Origin of the sequence: Clostridium sp. LS, assembly GCF_002760435.1 — a bacterium.
Taxonomy (GTDB): Bacteria; Bacillota; Clostridia; order Clostridiales; family Clostridiaceae; genus Clostridium.
This window is the reverse complement of record NZ_AUUU01000073.1, coordinates 21,421-41,918: the sequence shown is the minus strand read 5'-3', so window position 1 is coordinate 41,918 and position 20,498 is coordinate 21,421. Positions and strand designations below refer to the sequence as shown.

Sequence of the window (20,498 nt, the reverse complement as noted above, 5' to 3'; positions counted from 1 at the left end):
TGATTAATAAATTATGGTTATATTATGTACACAAGGGTCTTTAAAGGTCCCTTAACGGTATTTAAGGAGGAAATATATATTATGAAAAAGATAGCTGTGTTAACAAGTGGTGGAGATGCACCAGGAATGAATGCTGCAATTAGAGCAGTAGTAAGAACTGCGCTTCATAACGGAATTGAAGTTATGGGTGTGCAAAGAGGATATAGTGGATTAATCAATGGAGAACTATTCAGTATGGATAGAAATTCAGTATCTGATATAATTCAAAGAGGTGGAACAATCCTAAGAACTGCTAGATGCCCTGAGTTTAAAAATGAAGAAGTAAGAAAAAAAGCTGCTAAAATTCTACAAGCTTATGGCGTAGAAGCTTTAGTAGTAATCGGTGGAGATGGATCATTTACTGGAGCAAAATTATTATCAAAACTTGGAATAAAAACAATAGGAATTCCAGGAACAATAGATAATGATTTAGCTTATACAGATTTTACTTTAGGGTTTGATACAGCCTTAAATACTGTTGTAGATGCAATTAATAAAATCAGAGATACTTCAACTTCACATGAAAGAGTTTCAATTGTAGAAGTTATGGGTAGAGATTGTGGAGATTTGTCTCTATACGCAGGTATATGTGGTGGAGCAGAAGCAATAATAATCCCAGAAATAGACTTTGATAAAGATGCACTTTGTAGAACTATTTTAGAAGGTAAAAACAAAGGAAAGATGCACAATTTAATTATCCTTGCAGAAGGAATTGGAGGAGCATTTGATCTTGCAAAATATGTAGAAGAAGTAACAGGAATAGAAACAAGAGCAACAATTTTAGGTCATATTCAAAGAGGCGGAAGTCCAAGTGCTACAGATAGAGTATTAGCTTCAAGAATGGGTGCTAAAGCAGTAGAAGTATTATTAGAAGGATTAACTTCAAGAGTAATTGGGATTAGAGATAATAAGATTATTGACCAAGATATAGATGAAGCTTTAGATATGGAAAGCAAATTTGATAAAGAATTATATGATATTGCTCAAGTATTATCATAGTTATTAAGCTTATAGTTTATTTATATAAATGCTATATATTAATCCAAGAAAGAGGAGTGTTAGTTTAATGAGAAAAACTAAAATGATTTGTACTATTGGTCCAGCAAGTGAAGATATGGAAATACTAGAAAAAGTTATGCTTGCAGGCATGAATGCATCAAGACATAATTTTTCACATGGTGATCATGAAGAACATGGTGGAAGAATTGCAAAGGTTAAAGAATTATCTAAGAAATTAAACAGAGAAATTGCTATAATTCTTGATACTAAAGGGCCAGAAATTAGAACAGGTAAATTTGAACCAAATAAGGTTGAATTGACTAAAGGTACAGAATTTACAGTATATGCTGGAGATATGTCAGTAGTTGGTGATACTACTAAATGTGCTGTTACATATGAAGGACTAGCAAATGATGTTAAACCAGGAAATACTATTTTAATAGACGATGGTTTAGTTGGATTAACTGTTAAATCAATTGAAGGAAATGCTATAAAGTGTGAAGTTCAAAACACTGGAGTAGTTGGAACACATAAAGGTGTTAACGTACCAGGAGTATCTATTAAATTACCAGCTCTTACTGAAAAAGATAAAAGCGATTTAATCTTTGGATGTCAAGTTGGAGTTACTATGATTGCAGCTTCATTTATAAGAAAAGCAGCTGACGTAGAAACTATCAGAAAGATACTTGATGAAAATGGCGGAGAAAGAATATTAATTTGTTCAAAGATTGAGAACCAAGAAGGTGTTGATAACATCGATTCAATCTTAGAAGTTTCTGACCTTATAATGGTAGCTAGAGGAGATCTTGGAGTTGAAATTCCAATAGAACAAGTTCCTGCAGTTCAAAAGATGATTATTCAAAAATGTAATGCTGCTGGAAAACCAGTTGTAACTGCAACTCAAATGTTAGATTCTATGATGAGAAATCCAAGACCAACAAGAGCTGAAGTTTCAGACGTTGCTAATGCTATATTAGATGGTACTGATGCAATCATGTTATCAGGAGAAAGTGCTAATGGAGATTACCCAGTAGAAGCTGTATCTACAATGGCTAAAATTGCTGAAGAAACTGAAAAGCAATTAACTTACAAGGTAGCAGTTTCAGCTGCTAAATCTCATACACCTGCTATTTCTGGAGTTATTTCAAGAGCAGCTAGTAATGCAGCTAATGAATTACAAGCAAATGCTATAATTTCTTCAACTCAAACTGGTGCTACAGCAAAGAGAATATCTCAATGCAGACCAGAATGTCCAATTATAGCTGTTACTCCAGACGAAGTAGTTGCTAGACAATTAGCTTTCTCATGGGGAGTATATCCTATAGTTGCTGATAAAATGGTATCAACTGATGAAATGTTAGAAAAATCAGTAGAAATAGCTAAGACTTATGAATTTGTTAAAGAAGGAGATACAGTTGTTTTAGCAGCTGGAGTTCCTGTTAATGAAGTTGGAGCAACTAACCTATTAAAAGTTAGCATTGTTAAATAATTTCTAAAACATAATTTTTCATATATAAAAAAGGCTTTGGTATATTTTACTCAAGGCCTTTTTTGTAATTTGTAAGATTTATACGACAATTTTAAGTAAGTCATAGGAATTTATTACTCGTTATAAAAAGTTAACAAAAAATTAACAATTATCTAGATGGTATTTAATATATAATGTATATTATTGCTCATAAAGAGAAATAATAATTTATGATTATGGAATTAAATGGCAACTGATTCTGTATTGGCACCGAAAGGTGCTCTTTTTTTGTAAAATATAATTAAGGACGTGTTTATGTGATAGAAAATAATAAAGAATATATTGTAAAAATTGATTCTCTCGGTTATGAAGGAGAAGGTGTCGCAAAAATAAATAGATATCCTATTTTTATACCTGGAGCGTTAAAAGGTGAAACTGTAAAGGTTGAGATAACTAAAAGTAAGAAAAACTATGCTCATGGAAGACTTCTAGAAGTATTAGAAAAATCCAATGAAAGAAAGTCACCTGAATGTATTGATTATGAAAAATGTGGTGGCTGTACTTTAATGCATTTAAGTTATGAAGGACAGTTAGACTTTAAATATAATAGAGTAAAAGACTGTATAGAAAGAATTGCTGGACTGGACGGAAAAATTGTTAAATATCCAATAGGAATGAAAAATCCGTATAGATATAGGAATAAAGCAATATTTTCAGTGGGGTCAAAAGAAAATGAACTTTCTATAGGATTTTTTAGTGAAAAAACCCATGAGATAGTTAATGTGAATAGTTGTCAGATCCAAGATAAAGCAAGCGATAGAATTATAGAAATAATAAGGTCTTGGATGATGAAAAATGCAATAGCTTCAGCTAAAAAGGACGGAGTATTTTTTGAGCAAGGTTTAATTAGAAACATAATGATTAGAAAAGGTTTTAAGACTAATGAAGTTATGGTAGTATTAGTTACTACAGATAAGGAGATTCCTTATAAGGAGGAACTGATAAGTAAGTTAAAGAATGAAATTATAAATTTAAAGAGTTTGATCCAAAATATTAATAATAAAGACACAAACGTAGTTCTTGGAGATAAGAATATTACTTTATGGGGCCAAGACTATATTTCCGATTATATTGGGCAATATAAGTTTAATATATCACCCTTATCTTTCTTTCAAGTGAATCCAATTCAAACAGAAATTCTTTATGGAAAAGCACTGGAGTATGCTGATCTAAATGGAGATGAAATTGTATTTGATGCTTATTGCGGTACTGGTACAATAACATTATTTCTATCTCAAAAAGCAAAAAAGGTTTATGGAGTAGAAATTGTAGACCAAGCAATCGAAGATGCTGTGAATAATGCTAGAGCTAATACAATAAATAACTCTAAATTTTATGTAGGTAAATCCGAGGAAGTAATTCCACGGTTGATAAAGGAAGGAATTAAGCCAGATGTAATAGTTGTAGATCCACCAAGAAAAGGCTGCGATGTTAGGCTACTGGAGGCTATAGGGAGAGCAAAGCCAGAAAGAATAGTATATGTTTCTTGTGATCCTGGAACTTTAGCAAGGGATTTGAAGCATTTAGAAGAAATGGAATACAAAACATTAGAGGTTCAGCCAGTAGACATGTTTCCAAATACAAAACATGTTGAATGTGTAGTAGTAATGCATCGCAAGAACTCATTATAAGGATCTACTTTATTCACTGTGTAAGCTTTTATATTTAACATAAATAATGATGATTTTAGAACTAAAGAAACTATTTGTTGAGAAAGTTAGAGTGGAAATTTGATATAATGAAAGTAGATATATAATAATGAAAATAAATGTGTGAAAAAAAGAACTATGAAGTAAATTAGTTTTTAATTATACTTCATAGTTCTTTTGTTTATAATTATTTTCTTTAAATTGGGTTGAAAATGTTTTGATGTAAAACATGAAATATTATATTGTAATTATTGTTATGTTATTACTATAAGTGTTATAATGATTGCAAACATATCCAAATTAATAATGATAAAACTTTTTTTTAGTTTATAACTTTAAAGTTGTAACAATAAAATATCTCAACTTTTTGGGGGTGGCAAGTTATTTATATAAAAGAATTAGAAAAATCAAAGAGTTGCTGTCTTAGAGAGATAAAAAACTTTGACAGCACCTTACTATTATAATGGGGGATTATTTATGAAAAGCCCAAATGTAAAGGTTTATAGAGGGATTATGATTTTAACTGTACTTTCTGTATTTTTTACAGTATATGCCCTATTCGATAAGAAAATAGATAATACAGTTAATAATAACTATGATGAAGAAGGGTGGAAAGCAGATACAACACCAATAACATTTGATTGGTACATTGATTTTTCATGGTTTCAAACTAAGTGGGGCACTAATCCTGTTTCAAAATATGTTACTGATAAGACTGGTGTTAGTTTAAATTTAATAACTCCAAGCGGTGATGAGGCAGAGAAACTAAATTCTATGATTGAAACAGGTAAATTGCCGGATTTTATTACACTAAGTTCACAAGATGATGGATATAAAAGAGTTATAGAAAACGGTTTAGCACTACCTCTTGATAAATTATCAGAACAATACGATGCATACTTTATTAAAGTAGCAGATAAACAAAAATTGGACTGGTATAGGCAAAGTGATGGACATATTTATTGTTATCCGAATTTTTCCAGTCCGGTGACTGATTTTAATAGTTATAAAGAAGAAAAACCATCTAATCAAACATTTTTAGTAAGGAAAGATATTTATGAAGCTTTAGGAAAACCAGATATGAGTACACCAGAGGGATTTTTGAATGCACTTGAAAGAGCAAAAAAACAATTTCCGATGGTTGATGGTCAAGAATTGATACCTTTAGGATTTCATGAGTTTAATGACGACGGAAATCTTTCATTAGATAGCATTTTACCAAATTTTTTAGCAGTTCCACGAGAAGAAAACGGTAAAGTATATGATAAAATTGCAGATAAAGACTACATAAGATGGTTAAAAACATTACGAACAGCTAATGAGAAAGGACTGCTTTCAAAGGAAATATTTATAGATAAAAGAGCTCAGATAGAAGAAAATATTACAGAAGGAAGATATTTTGCAATGCTTTATCAAAGCTCTGATATGTCTGCTCAGCAACTAGAGTTATATTCTAAGGATAAAAATAAAATATATATGGCAATTGATGGGCCTTCAAACTCTAAAGGTGACCCACCTAAACTTGCAGGAGACAGTATTTCAGGATGGACAGTTACTCTGATTTCAAAAACATGCAAAGACCCAAAGAGAGCTATTAGGTTTTTAAGTTATTTAATTAGTGAAGAGGGCAATAAGGATTTATATTTAGGAATAAAAGGTTTTACTTGGGATGAAATTAATGGAAAAGAACAGTTTAAACCTGAAGTTGTAGATTTGCTGAATAAGGATAGAATAGCTTTTGATAACAAATATGGTGCGGCAAGCACTTATTGGATGTTGGAAGACGGGGATTTGGTACAGAAATGGACACCGGCCAGTGAAGAAGCGATAAGGATGATAAGTGATTGGGCAAAGGGAAAGACATATAATTATTCTTTATTTGATAACATATATCCATATGGAGATAGTGAGGAAGGAGTAGCGTTCTCTAGAATAAATATCAGATGGGGAAGCACTTTGAAAAATTTGCTTATAGCTAAGAATGAGGATGAATTTAATAGAATATTAAATGAATTTACTACATATAGAAAAGAACAGGGTTGGGATAATATACAAAGATATGTTCAGCGAAAATATGAAGAAAATAAGAAAAAGCTAAATGTAGTTAAATGAATGGAAATAGGAGCTGCTTAAATGAGAAATAATATTGTGATTTTGTGGGGAAAAATTAAGCAAGTACTAACTAATGAAAGTTTAATAAAGAAATTAATTACTACGTATATATTCATTATCGGTATTCCAATACTAATATTTTCTTTATATATATTTCATTCACTTTCAGATAATGCGAAGCATGATGCAATAAGTAGAGCTAATTATGATCTTAGTACTGAATATGATAGCGTTGAAAAGAATGTGTACATAATGCGAAATATAATTAACTCTATAGAATCCGATAATAAAGTAATGGGATATTTACAAGGCGATAATAATCAAGAAGCAAAAGAACTAATTGATTTTAGAGAAACAACATATAAACAGTTAATTAATTTGCAAAATAATAATCCAACAATTAAACAAATAAACATATTTACTAGCAATTCAGAAGTTAACGAAATTTGGCCTACGTTTTATAAAATAGATAGAATCATCGATAATGGCTGGTATAAAAAAATTATTGAAAAAAATGGTGCGGAATATTGGAACGTTAATCATTATGATAATGATATAGCAGTTAAGTCAACCTTAAATGATGAATCAAAAGATGTAGTAGTCTCACTTAATAAGAAAATTAATTATCCGAGTGATAAATATTTAGGGATCAGTAGAGTTACTATGAGATCTAAAGATTTCTTTCCTAAAATGTATGAAGATGATGAGTTGAAAAGTGGACAAATATTGTTAGTAAATAAGGAAAATATGGATATAGAAACAGATGAAAGTAGTGCACTACTTAGAAGTTTTAACTTTGATAAAAAAAAGTTTCAGGAATTTATTAAAGATAAGTTAGAATATGAAAAAGGAGAAGTGGATTATAATCAAGGGAATGAGGGCTATATCATATTATACAAAGAATCACCGATTCCGAACAATTATTTGGTAAATGTTATACCATTAAACAATATTTCGCAAGAAATCAAAAACTCTAGACACGTGGTTATTTGGGGCTCTGTTTGTTTACTGCTGCTTTTATCTGTAGTTGTATATTATGCAACTAAAACTATTCTCAAAAGATTATATAAGATAATTTCTGCAGTTAAGCAAGTGAGAACTGGAGATTTAATGCCGAGTATAGAAGTATATGGTAATGATGAAGTAGGAGTACTTGCTCATAACTTTAGGCAGATGATGAAAACTATAGATACACTGATTAAGGATAGCATAAATAAAGAAATAATAACCAAGGAAGCAGAGTTGAAAGCATTAAAAACTCAAATAGATTCACACTTTTTATATAATACTCTTGAAAATATTAGGATGATGGCACTAGTTGAAGAGAATTATATGGTATCGGATTGTTTGGCAGCCTTAGGTGATATGATGAGGTATAACATGAAATGGAACAATGAGTTTGTGCCACTAAGTGAAGAAATAAGCCATATTAAGAATTATATATCATTAATGACTCTTAGATATGACTTTGAAATAATTTTAAAGATTGATATTGATGTTGAATTTTTTGATAGAGAAATATTAAAATTAACTATTCAACCTTTAGTAGAAAATGCAGTGAAGCATGGTCTTTCAGAAAAATTAATGAGTGAAAATGGAAGCATTTCTATATCTGTTGAAACAGATGAATCATATTTATATCTAAATGTGAAGGATGATGGAAGAGGAATGGATATAAACAAAGTACAGGAACTGCAGAGCCATATAAATGGAAAGGTAGACAAAAGATATGGACTTGGACTTAAAAACGTTAGTGACAGAATAAAGCTTTTTTACGGAAAACAATATGGTGTTATGATTGAAGCTAAAGATGGATGTTATACTCAAATAATACTTAAGTTGCCTAATGTGGCAAATGAAGCGTTAATTAGCAACACTAACAAGAAACTTGAAATTAAATAAAGGTTTTATGGGGTGATAAATTTGTATTCAGTAATGATAGTAGATGATGAACCAATTATTAGAAGAGGATTAAAAAAAATAATCAGCTGGGAAGAATATGGTTTTAATATAATTTGTGAAGCACGTAATGGAGAAGAAGCGCTAGAATTACTTAAAAAGCATAATATAGATTTTATTGTATCAGATATTAAGATGCACAGAATGACTGGAATTGAGCTATTAAGGGAAATTAGGAAAAAGGAATTAGATACTTTAGTGTTATTATTAAGTGGGTATGATGAATTTTCATATGCGCAGGAGGGTATAAGACTGGGCGCCTTTGATTATATATTAAAGCCACTGGATTCTCAAAAGCTGAAAAACATATTAATTAATGCTTATGATAAATTAACAGCGAAAGAAAAAAAAGATCATGAATATAATGTAAATAAAATTATCTCTGGAGAGAAGATACTATATGATTTATTAAGAGGGAAAAATCTGATGATGATGGAGGAGTATATTTCACAGTATAATCTTCCTCTTATTAAAGGCAAAGTACAGGTGGCAATTATTGAAATTAATGAAATTGTTATTAGTAGTGAGGATTTAACAGAAAATGATGAATGTAACTACTTGAATAATAATGTTAATGAGTTAATAGAAAAGGAATTAAAAAATAGTGATATAGAATATTTCTCTGTATTAGATGGAGAGTTTGGAAGAAAAATTATTATTGTACAAGCTGATAATGATGCAGAAATATTAGATTTAAATCAAAGTTTTATTATAGTGCTAAAAAGAATACTTGAAATTAGCAGCGGAGACTTTCAAACAAAATTAAATATAGGGGTTGGAAATGCCTATAATCAAGTATATAGTATTTACAAAAGTTATTTAAATGCTAAAGAAGCACTAAAATATAAATATGTGTTAGGCACAAATAAGCTAATTCACGTAAATGAGTTGACAGAGCTTAGTCAGAAGAATTTTGTTTATCCAATTGAGAAAGAAAAAGCACTAATAAATTCAATACTTATTGGAAAAGATGATTCGTTAAGTATGCTTCAAGATCTAATAAAAGAAATAGCGGATATATTGAATTTCGATATTTTTAGTATTAACATTGCATTTACACAAGTGATATATAATATTTATAATAATGTGCTTAAAAAATATAGTTTTTTAAAAGATATATATGATTTAAGTCAAATAATTAAGATTGGTTTTGTAGGAGTTGAAACTCTTGACAATATCGAGAAACAACTGATGGATAACATAGCGAAACTTATAGATATTATAAAGGAATACAACTTAAACCAAAGCGATAATATAGTTCAAAAAGCTTGTGAATATGTACTTAATCATATAGATGAAGATATCACATTAACGTCTATAGCTAATAACTTGAATATAAGTAAGAACTATTTATGTTCAATATTTAAGCAGCAAACTGGGGAAAATTTTTTGGAGTATGCAACAAAAGCAAAGATGGAAAGAGCAAGAATATTATTAAAGAAGCATGATTATAAAGTTTATGAGGTTAGTGATTTGTTAGGGTATAAGGAGACTTCATACTTTAGTAAGCTTTTTAAAAAACATACTGGTTATACTCCGGCTGAGTATAAAAAAAATAGCATATAAAAGCAAAAAGAGATTCTATATAAAGAGTCTCTTTTTGTTTTTATGTAAATGTTTAAATTAAGTAATTTTTTGATATATTATTGTAATATTATATGATTCTAGTAAGTTCTCTTTTAATATATCATAAAGAAGTAATAAGAATTTAGGAGGCATATATATGAATAAAAGAAAATTAAAAAATGCAACATTAGGAATGTTATTAGGAACTTTTTTAGTAGGAGCATTAATACCAATGCAAGCTTCTGCATTAACTACAACACACATGGGTGAGAGTTTTAGCTCTTACAATACATCAGTTTGGTCAAAATCAGACGGATGGACAAATGGTGGCATGTTTAACTGCACGTGGAGAGCTAGTAACGTTAATTTTAGCAATGGACTTATGACTCTTACTCTTAATAAAGATACTCAAGGAGGTACTAAGCCATATGCAGGTGGAGAATATCGCTCAAATGATACTTACAATTATGGACTTTATCAAGTAAATATGAAACCAGCAAAAAATCCTGGTATAGTTTCTTCCTTCTTCACTTATCAAAGTAATCCTTGGGATGAAATTGATATAGAGTTTTTAGGTAAAGATACTACAAAGGTACAATTCAATTATTATACAAATGGTGTAGGTAATCATGAGTACATTTATAATTTAGGATTTGATGCTTCAACAAGTTACCATACTTATGCTTTTAATTGGCAACCAACTTATATTGCATGGTTAGTAGATGGAAAGGAAGTTTACAGGGCAACTAGTAATATTCCATCACACCCAGGTAAAATTATGATGAATTTATGGCCTGGAACAGGTGTAGATTCATGGCTAAATGCTTATGATGGTAAAACTCCACTTTATGCAAATTACGACTGGGTAGCTTACGATCCAACTTAATAAGTATAGATGTTGGATTATGTAAATCAGATTTAAGTGAATAGACTAGAAAACAAAAATATGTAGTATATAGATATAAGGGATTCTGTAAAGAGTCTCTTTTTTTGGTTGGCTAGAATGTTTTATGATAGGAGAACTTTGGAAAATTATTTCTGAGATTTACATATTTCATTTTTTGTGTAAATGTTTAAATTAGTAATTTTTTGATACTTTATCGTAATTTTATACCGTTCTGGTAAACGTTATTTTAATGTATCATAAAGATGTACTAAGAGTTGAGGAGGGAATATATAAGTAAATGGAAATTTAATTTATTAATTTTCGAAACTGGTTTTGAAATATTCGATAAGGAAAAATATTAGTAAATATTTTTTTATAAATTATCGAAATGGGTTTCTGAAAATGAGTTTTTAAAAAATTTTAAAAACTAACCTAACCTTGTTAGGCTATACATTTAGTAGAAATTAATCATAAGGGGGAAATTATAATATGAAAAAAAATTATTTAAAAAAAGTATTAATATTTGCAATGTCAGTTGCAATAGTGGGATCTGTTTTCACAGGTTGTGGCAGCTCACAAAGTGCAAATGGATCAAAACCAACCACTTTTACAGAGAAGGATCCAAAGGAGTACAAAGGAACAATCAATATGTGGTCCTTTACAGATGAATTTCAATCATCACACTTTATCGAAAAATTTAATGAAGTATATCCAAACATTGAGGTTAAGTTGACAGTTATACCAACTGATAACAATGCATACTCAACAAAACTTTCATCAGTATTAGCTTCAGGATCAGGTGTACCTGATGTTTTCACTTCAGAAGTCGCAAATGTAAATAAATATGTTAATACTGATTACTATGACAATCTTTCACAAGCTCCATATAATGCAGAAGAAATTGCAAAAACTGAGGCTCCATATGTTGTGGATCTTGGAAGAAATGCTCAAGATAAGAGCATTAGAGCACTTTCTTGGCAAGCAACTCCAGGTGGATTGTTCTACAAGAGAAGTGTAGCTAAACAATATCTTGGAACAGATGATCCAGACGAAATTTCTAAGAAATTTAGTACATGGGATTCATTAATTGCAACTGGTAAAGAATTAAACGAAAAAAGTGGTGGTACAGTTAAGTTACTTCCAAACTATTCCGAAGGATTTGTTATTGCAACTGGTAGTAGATCACATGGCTGGGTAGAAGACAATAAACTAGTAATCGATGATAAGATGATGGAATATGCTGATAATGCAAAGAAAATCAGAGATGCAGGTATAGACGCTAAGTTTAATACATGGTCAGCACCATGGTCAGCATCAATGGCTGGTGCAGTAGATGGGACAAACGTATTAGCTTATGCACTTCCAACTTGGGGATTACCATATGTAATAGCTACTAATGCTAAAGACACAAAGGGAGATTGGGGAGTTGCTAAAGCACCAGCAGCTTACTACAATGGTGGTACTTGGTTAGGTATCTACGCTAAGAGTGAAAAGAAGGAACTTGCATGGCAATTTGTTAAATTCTTTAATTCTAAAGAATTCCAAACATGGGATATGAAAACAAATGGTGATTTCTCATCTATGACAGACGTAAGTAAGCAATTTGCAACTACTGATGATGGAAAAAATGCTTTTGCTGGTGGACAAAATTTAGCTAAGACATATAGTGAGATAGTTCCATCTATCACTGGTAAGTTAGTTACTAAGTACGATGAAACTATCAATAGTAAATTTCAAGCTGATTTAGACTTATATGTAACTGGAGAAAAAACAAAAGAAGAATTTTTACAACAATTTAAAGCAGATATTAAGGCTGCATTCCCAGATATAACTGTAGAATAACCTTATAAGAACTTATTAGCTGTTTATTATATTTTAAACAGCTAAGGCACAATCAAGAAAATAATGGACCAGTATGCTAGCCTATTTCACGTCATAGAGGAAGCTCGACTCGCATACGCTCGCTGAGTAAGCGATTCACACAAAATCATAGATTTTGGTTCTCTGCTTATCAGTAAATTCTACTAATAGGCCCGCTATGAGCAGAATTTACTTCCTTGTCTGACGCAAAATATGCGTCGCATCTTTGGTCAATTATTTTCTTTCATGTGCCTAATAAGGAATTTAAATTAGGAGGCGGTTTGATGCCAAAGAAAAAAAACAAAGTAGATAAAGGGAAATATGGAATATACTTTGTTATTCCATATTTTGTTGTATTCTTATTATTTTCATTATACCCTGTTATATATACTTTAATTATAAGTCTTGAAAAGTGGGATGGAATGTCACTAAATCCGGCATTTGTAGGAATTAAGAACTATGTTACTCTTATACATGATGCTTTATTTTATCAGGCTATAGCAAATACATTCATAATGTGGATTTGCGCTGTAATTCCACAGATGGTTTTTGCGCTTTTACTTGCAGTAATGTTTAATAGTGCAAAAAAAATTAAGGGAAAAGAATTTTTTAGAGCAGCTATGTATCTTCCTAACCTTATTACGCCAGCAGCAGTAGCAGTGTTATTTGTATTCTTATTTGACTGGCAAACTGGTGCAATTAACAAGATTCTTTTAGATTTGCATGTGATTAACAAACCTTTTAACTGGTTTTTGAGTGAATATTTTTCTAGAGGAATAATGTCACTTATATCATGGTGGATGTGGTTTGGATATAGTACGATAATTTTTGGAGCTGGTTTGAATAATATACCAGCAGAATTATATGAGTCTGCAAGCATAGATGGAGCAACTCCTTGGCAGAGTTTCAAGAGCATAACAATTCCAATGTTAAAACCAACTGTATTATATGCTGCTATAACATCACTTATCGGTGGTATGCAGACATTTGATATTCCTTATGTTATGACTGGTGGACAAGGAAATCCTAATAATAAGACATTGACTGTAGTTATGTATCTATATAACACTGCTTTCCAAAATTCAAACTATGGATATGGTTCTGCTATTGGATATGGTTTATTTATATTGATACTCATATTTTCTATAATAACTTTCAAGTTTATTAATAGAAATGTTGAGAATGATTAGGGGTGGGTGATATTACATGGAAGAAAAAGTTAAAAGAACTAATAGTATGAAGACAAATAGTAAATCAGTGGCTTGGTACATCTTATTAATTATACTTACTCTAATATGTTTAGTACCCTTTTATATAATGTTAATAGATTGTACTCATACCAATGGGGAAATAGCATCAAAATTGTGGATTTTACCAGGAACAGCATTATTAGATAATTACCATAGGTTAATAGAAAGTGTTCCTATATGGAAAGGATTTGGAAACAGTTTATTCATTGCAGTTGCTGTTACAGTAGTAAGTGGATATTTTAGTGCTCTAACTGCATATGGATTTTCAAGATATAAATTTAAGGGTAATAAAATGCTTTACGCAATTGTATTAGGTTCAATGATGATTCCTATGCAGTTAGGATTCATAGGATTTTATCAATTAATAAGCAAAATGCATTTGCTTAACAGCTATATTCCTTTAATTATTCCGTCAATAGCTAATGCAAGTTCTGTTTTCTTTATTAAAGGTTATACAGATGGTGCGGTTCATGAATCGTTAATTGAAGCAGCCAGAATAGATGGTTCTAGCGAATTTGCAATATTTAACAAAATAGGATTGCCTCTTATTATGCCTTCTATTGCAACTATGTCTATATTTACATTTATAGGAACATGGAATAACTACTTAACACCTCTTATTCTAATATCTGATATGGATAAATATACACTTCCAATTATGCAGGTTGTTGCAAAAGGTGTTTACAAGACTGAATTTGGTGCAATATATACATGTATTGCAATTTCTGTTGTTCCAATAATGATAGCATTTGCATTCTTGTCAAAGAAGATAATTGGTGGATTGACAATCGGAGGAGTAAAAGGTTAAAGGGAAATATTTTAATGGGGTTTTAGTATTAATAACTTAGAGGTGATATGAGAATGAAGAGAAAAGACAAAAGACAAAATATATTGAGGAAAAATACTGAAGATTTAAAAAAACAATATTTAAAGAGTAGAGTATTGAAAAAGTTTTTTTCAATATTATCAACTAAAAATATAACTATAATTAGAAGTTTTACAGTTATAATGGCTATTTCCCTTTTAACTACTTTGGTTATTGGAATATCATCCTTTGTTACTATTAATAGGACTTATAGCAATCTTAAGTTAATGTATACAAGCTGTCTTCAAAGAGAAATTATATTTAGCTCTATTAATGTACACTTAAATGTATTGAGGGAAAATGTTTCGCTTCACATAGAATATCCACAAGACCAATATAGGAATAACATTAACAAGGAAATGGATAGTATTTATGAGGAATTAAATCAATTTAAATCACTAGAATTTTCAGATGATAATAATCAAATGAATAAGATTACAGATGAACAATTTCTTATTTTAAAAAATCGCTGTGACACTATAGCTCAGCTTAAAAATACTGACCCTCTTAATAAGGACTCAAAGGATAAGCATAAGCTTAATTTTCAAGGAGATGAGTCTAATTTTTCAAGTGCAATTTCTGCAGCTGTTACTAAAAATAAAGCTGATGCAGAGAAATTGTTTAATCAAACTAAAGAGGCTTATGTAAATGGAAGCATTATTTTGGTTGTATTGTTTATTATTTCAATTATATTGATATTCTTAATTGCAACTGTGGTTATTAAATCATTAAAGAAATCTATCCGTTCATTTAATAGTATTTTAAATACTTTAGCTAAGGGAGATTTTGCCGTTCATATTGAAACAGATGAAAAGTCTGAAATAGGAATAATGAAAAAGGAATTAGCATCTACAGTAAGATCAATTTCTAAAATTTTAAAAGTAATTAAAGACGGAAGCATATTAACTTTGGAAAAGTCTAAATCATTAGCAGCTATATCAAAAGAAATGGATTGTACAATGCATGAAGTTGATGTCGCCATACATGGAATTGCTGACGGGGCCTCGGTTCAATCAAATGAATTAATGGCAATAAATGATACTTTTTCTAAATTAGGAGATGAAATTGGAAGTATTGTTATATCCATTAAAGACGTTGAGGAAAATACCCAATCTGTTAATAATAAGGCACAAAGCAGTAATATTCAATTATCTCATCTTATTGAAGCAATAAATACAATTAGTAACTCATTTGATAATGCTAGTGGAAAAATTCAAGGTCTAGGTATAAAAATTTCAAAAATTAATAAAATAACACATGTTATAAAGAGCATTGCAGAACAAACTAATTTATTGTCCTTAAATGCATCTATTGAAGCTGCTAGAGCAGGTGAAGCTGGAAAAGGATTTGCAGTTGTGGCTAATGAAATAAAAAAATTAGCAGAGCAATCAAAAAGCTCATCTGATGATATCAATAGACTAATTCAAGATATTTCTAAGGAAACAGATACTGTAGTAAGTACTACCAATGAAGTTAATGAAGATTTGAAACAGCAAATAAATGTTATTGAAAATTCAGTTCATGATTTTAAGGAAATTATTGAAGCTATTAACACTATTCTTCCACAAATGGAAGAAATAAATAATACAGTTGAGGAAATTAATGATAAGAAAGATAAGATTGTTGAAACAATACATTCTACAGCTAGCATATCAGAAGAGAACTCAGCTTCTTCAGAAGAAATAGCTGCATCAACGCAAGAAGTTACAGAATCAACTGAAAGTTTAGCTAATACTGCACGATTACTTGAAGATAATTCTAATAATCTTATAAAACAAGTTAATAATTTCAAATTAAAAGAAGATATAAGATAAAGTGAATGTATATATTTTTTAGAAAGTAATTTTATATTATGAAAATAGTTGTAGAAAATAGAAATATAGTTGTGAAAGAGATAGGAAAAAATTATGAGTAAAAAAAGAGAATTCAATGATGGTGTTATTGTTAAATTTTTTAATTATGTATGGTGGTTTTTATTAGCAAACTTTTATTTTTGGATTTTAAATATTCCTTTTATATTTGTAGTATTAGGACTGACCAATTATGGGACTATTGATGTGTATATGATTATTATTTTAATGTTGTCATCAATACCTATTGGACCTGCACTAACGGCATTGTTGAGTTTAATGGGTAAGCTCACGAGAGAGGGCGATATTGATGTTACAAAAGACTTTTTTAAAGCTTATAAGGTAAATTTTCTTGATTCAGTATTTTTTTGGACATTAGGGATAATTATTTTAACTTTAGCTTGGATTGAATTATTATACTTTAATAATAATTTGAGTTTGACTCTAGTGAAAATTATACCTATGAGTATAATTTCTATATGTATAGCTATGTGGTTTCATATATTTCCTATAATATCAAGGTTTTATTTGAAGAAAAAAGAGATTTTTGCATTATCATTAATGTACCTAGCTAAGAAAATTTATGTATGTATAATATCGATTGCAGCAGCTTTTATAATATGGAATATATTCATTAAAATTAAACTTATAGTGATACTTCCATTATTTTTTGTAAGTACTATATGTTATTTAATAATGCTTATGGAAAAAAGTATGCTCCTAGATATTGAAAAAAAATACAATAATAAGGACGCTGAAGTTCAATAAAAATAGACATATTTAAATAATGAAAATAAAAGAATAAAAATTAATATATATTTGGGAGGCAAATAATGAGAGAAGTTGTAGCTAGAAAAGTTGAACAGTCTGCAGAGCAGATCTTAAGAGAAATATTTAATGAAAGGATTGAAAAGCAAGCTATTATAGATGGTATATTCTATGATAGCACATATAAGAAGGTAGTGGGTGTTGCTAATTTACCAATTAAAATTCCTGTTACCTTAGAAATGTTTAAGAATCGAGAAATAGCTGTACTGCTAGATAGAATTTTAGAAGACAATGAATTTGTAATCATTAGGCTTACTAAAAATATAGGTGATACTACTTTATTAACATGTAATAAAGGATTAATTACTGAAATGACCTTAGACCTTGAGGTTAGCAATAAGATAAACAGAATAGTAGAAAAGATAACCTATGGTGTGGGGATTATCAATGAAGATGGAGAGCACGAAATAGACTTATTAGCTCCAGCTCCTGGTCCACATTTTTATACAAATTTATTGTTAGGCAATAGAATTAAATTTTCTCATCCATTACAGACTACCCCAAAGAGTGTAGTGGATAAACTAGGAAGAGGAAGCTTCAGATCTCATGCTGCTACTCAAGTATTGGCTACAAGATGGGATATGCTTCAAGAAGAAAATGGTTTTCCCGCAAGCCGTCAGTTCTATTTAGTAGAAGATGGGAAACAAATATTCTACTCAGCAAATGTCACAGATGAAAATATAGAAGCTGGTAAATGTATTCATTCTCAAAATCACACTAAGATTATTTATAAGACTAAGTGTGGATTAGAGATTGAAAGATTAATTTTCTTACTTCCTCAAGAAGAGAACATGCCTATAGCTGTTGAGGCACAACAAATTAAAATAAAGAATAATACAAATAGAGTAAGGAATATTAAAATGGTCTATACCGGTATGTTTGGAAGTGCTGCTCCAAGTGCATTGATGGAAGATGTTTTATATAGCAATGTAATTATGCAGGCAAAGGTATTGGTTGACGATGAAGGCTCTGTAATGGCTATATCTTCAGACTATTACCCAATGTATACAAGTGGTGACTACAGATTTCATACTATGATTACCCATAATGAAAAAGGATCAATACTTCCTAAGGAATTTTGTACAAGTTATAGTGAATTCGTGGGAAGTGGTTCATTGGAAAGACCGGAGGGGTTATACAAACTTAGCAGCAATTTAAATAGAAAAGGACCAGGTTTCTTCGCTGTTAGCAGTGAGACTACAATGCAACCGTTAGCTGAAATTTCTATTGATAACTTAACAGGATTAGTTTCAACTAAGACAAATGATAATTTTGATGAAAATACCTTTAAAACTGAGGTGCAAAATCTAATTATTAAGTATAGCAATGAAAAAGAGATTCAAAATGCTTTTAATAAAAGTATGAGCTTTATTAATGAATACAGTAGTTACCTACAAGTTATTTCAGGGGACAAGCAATTTGATACTTATGTTAATAAAAATCTACCTTTCCAAGTGCTGTATCAAACCTTTGTATCACGTTCTTTTGATCAAACACAAAAGGGCTATAGAGAAATTGGATTTAGAGAAATTCAAGACATCTATGCATCTATGTACTACTTTATAGGAATGGGTGAAAAAGAGCTAGCAAAAAATTTGATAAAGGAATGGGCTGAAAAGGTATTTGAATTTGGTTATGCTTACCACAACTTCTTCTGGGTTGGTAAAGAACCTGGAAAATGGTCTGATGATGGCTTGTGGTTAATTCAAGCTGTATATAGATATATAAATATTACTGGCGATATTGCATTCCTGGATGAAGAGTTAAGTATAGGAGGAAGCAATCCAATAAAGAAAAGAAGCTTATATGATACAATTAAAGCTATTTTAAGATATTCTGGAGAAATTTCAATAGGAAAACATGGAATACCTCTACTTGATTTTGCGGATTGGAATGATTGTCTAAAACTCGATACTGATTTTATTAATGGTGTTGAAAAAGAAAGAAGATATAAGGAACAGATAGCTAGAACAGGAAGAGATGGAGAGCCGTTTGAAAGTGATTATTCTGAAAGTGTTATGAATGGGTTCCTATTAAAGGTTGCTATGGACGAAATGATTGAAATTGGAAAACAGAAAGAAGATACATTATATTTCAGTAACCTTGAAAAGGCTTCTAATAAACTTTATGATAATCTGCAAAAATATGCTTGGAAAGAGGATTTCTTTGCAAGGGTTTTATTTAATAGATACAAAGATGGAGAATTCACTTATCTTGGTGCTAAAGGTGATAAGCTTTCAGCAGATCCTAATAAAGAAGGCACATATTTCTTAAATTCTTTCAGTTGGGCAATTTTATCTAATTCTGCAACTGAAGAACAAATTAAAATAATGCTTGAATCAATAGAAGAGCATTTAAAAACTCCTTATGGATTAAAACTTATTAGTCCAACAGACTTAGAGAAGGTTGCAACTGGAACTGCCACAGGAGAATATTTCCCAGGGGATAGAGAAAATGGTGGAATATTTAAGCATGCTACAATGATGGCTACTAGCGCTATGCTAAAAGCTGCTAAGATAGTTGAAAGTGATGAATTAGCAAGAAATCTAACTAGTACAGCATATTGGATGATGAACCTAGTTTTACCGTACAACACAATGAAACATCCATATGAAACATGTGGTAACCCAAGATTCTGCACTCAATATAACAATAGTGATACAGGTGAAAATATAGGGCCTACACTTAGCGGTACTTCTACTTGGCTTACACTATCATTATTTGATGCCTTTGGTGTTGAATATACAGTAAGAGGTATAGAGATAAATCCAATACTTGCAGAAGAACAAGAATCATTAAACTTGATTCTTAATACTGGTAAGGCTAGCTATAATATTACGATTTCAAAACCTGAGGGTTTTTATAGAATGAAAGATTCTTTGTATTCTATAAAAGTTGATGGCGAAAAAATTGAAGGTAATATTCTAAAGAATTTTGAAGATGGTAAAGAACACAATGTAGAGATAATCTTCTAAATATAAGAAGTGCTAAGGTGTGAAAAGTAAAAGTTTTTTCGAGGACTTAAATATTGCTAATTATCACCTTAGCAGTAGCTATTAGAACTAAATTTATCCGAGAAAGATAGCAGTATGACCTAGAGATAAGAG

Annotated in this window: 13 protein-coding genes; all 13 read left to right on the top strand. The window is 30.3% G+C overall.

What is annotated here, in order from left to right:
* The first annotated feature begins 81 nt into the window (after window positions 1-81).
* The 13 genes from pfkA (at window position 82) to COL3_RS16925 (ending at window position 20,366) form a co-directional block, all read left to right on the top strand.
* On the top strand, window positions 82-1,038 hold the full coding sequence (pfkA, locus tag COL3_RS16985) for a 6-phosphofructokinase (protein WP_008429397.1): 957 nt from the start codon (window positions 82-84) through the stop codon (window positions 1,036-1,038).
* Between the two features lie 67 nt (window positions 1,039-1,105).
* A complete protein-coding gene (pyk, locus tag COL3_RS16980) occupies window positions 1,106-2,527 on the top strand; it encodes a pyruvate kinase (RefSeq protein WP_008429395.1) in 1,422 nt (473 codons plus the stop codon).
* Between the two features lie 296 nt (window positions 2,528-2,823).
* Window positions 2,824-4,197, top strand: coding sequence for a 23S rRNA (uracil(1939)-C(5))-methyltransferase RlmD (rlmD, locus tag COL3_RS16975; protein WP_008429393.1), 1,374 nt, complete (start codon window positions 2,824-2,826; stop codon window positions 4,195-4,197).
* Between the two features lie 495 nt (window positions 4,198-4,692).
* Complete coding sequence (locus COL3_RS16970; RefSeq protein WP_008429390.1) at window positions 4,693-6,327, top strand: extracellular solute-binding protein; 1,635 nt, start codon at window positions 4,693-4,695, stop codon at window positions 6,325-6,327.
* 21 nt (window positions 6,328-6,348) lie between these two features.
* A complete protein-coding gene (locus COL3_RS16965) occupies window positions 6,349-8,229 on the top strand; it encodes a histidine kinase (RefSeq protein WP_008429388.1) in 1,881 nt (626 codons plus the stop codon).
* A 21-nt stretch (window positions 8,230-8,250) separates the two neighbouring features.
* Window positions 8,251-9,852 (top strand): response regulator, encoded by a 1,602-nt coding sequence (locus COL3_RS16960; protein ID WP_035284541.1) that lies wholly within the window; start codon window positions 8,251-8,253, stop codon window positions 9,850-9,852.
* 157 nt (window positions 9,853-10,009) lie between these two features.
* Window positions 10,010-10,738 (top strand): glycoside hydrolase family 16 protein, encoded by a 729-nt coding sequence (locus tag COL3_RS16955; protein WP_008429384.1) that lies wholly within the window; start codon window positions 10,010-10,012, stop codon window positions 10,736-10,738.
* Between the two features lie 489 nt (window positions 10,739-11,227).
* A complete protein-coding gene (locus COL3_RS16950) occupies window positions 11,228-12,580 on the top strand; it encodes an ABC transporter substrate-binding protein (RefSeq protein ID WP_008429382.1) in 1,353 nt (450 codons plus the stop codon).
* Window positions 12,581-12,882: 302 nt separating this feature from the next.
* Window positions 12,883-13,788 carry a sugar ABC transporter permease gene (locus COL3_RS16945; RefSeq protein WP_008429381.1) on the top strand — a complete coding sequence of 302 codons (906 nt, stop codon included), beginning with the start codon at window positions 12,883-12,885 and terminating at the stop codon, window positions 13,786-13,788.
* 16 nt (window positions 13,789-13,804) lie between these two features.
* Window positions 13,805-14,656 (top strand): carbohydrate ABC transporter permease, encoded by an 852-nt coding sequence (locus tag COL3_RS16940; protein WP_008429379.1) that lies wholly within the window; start codon window positions 13,805-13,807, stop codon window positions 14,654-14,656.
* Window positions 14,657-14,709: 53 nt separating this feature from the next.
* Entirely contained in the window at window positions 14,710-16,527 is a 1,818-nt protein-coding gene (locus COL3_RS16935; protein WP_008429376.1) for a methyl-accepting chemotaxis protein, read from the top strand.
* 93 nt (window positions 16,528-16,620) lie between these two features.
* Window positions 16,621-17,331 carry a DUF624 domain-containing protein gene (locus tag COL3_RS16930; RefSeq protein WP_008429375.1) on the top strand — a complete coding sequence of 237 codons (711 nt, stop codon included), beginning with the start codon at window positions 16,621-16,623 and terminating at the stop codon, window positions 17,329-17,331.
* A gap of 65 nt (window positions 17,332-17,396) precedes the next feature.
* The gene (locus COL3_RS16925; RefSeq protein ID WP_008429373.1) at window positions 17,397-20,366 is read left to right on the top strand and encodes an amylo-alpha-1,6-glucosidase; all 2,970 of its coding nucleotides are present in this window, start codon (window positions 17,397-17,399) and stop codon (window positions 20,364-20,366) included.
* Window positions 20,367-20,498 lie beyond the last annotated feature (132 nt).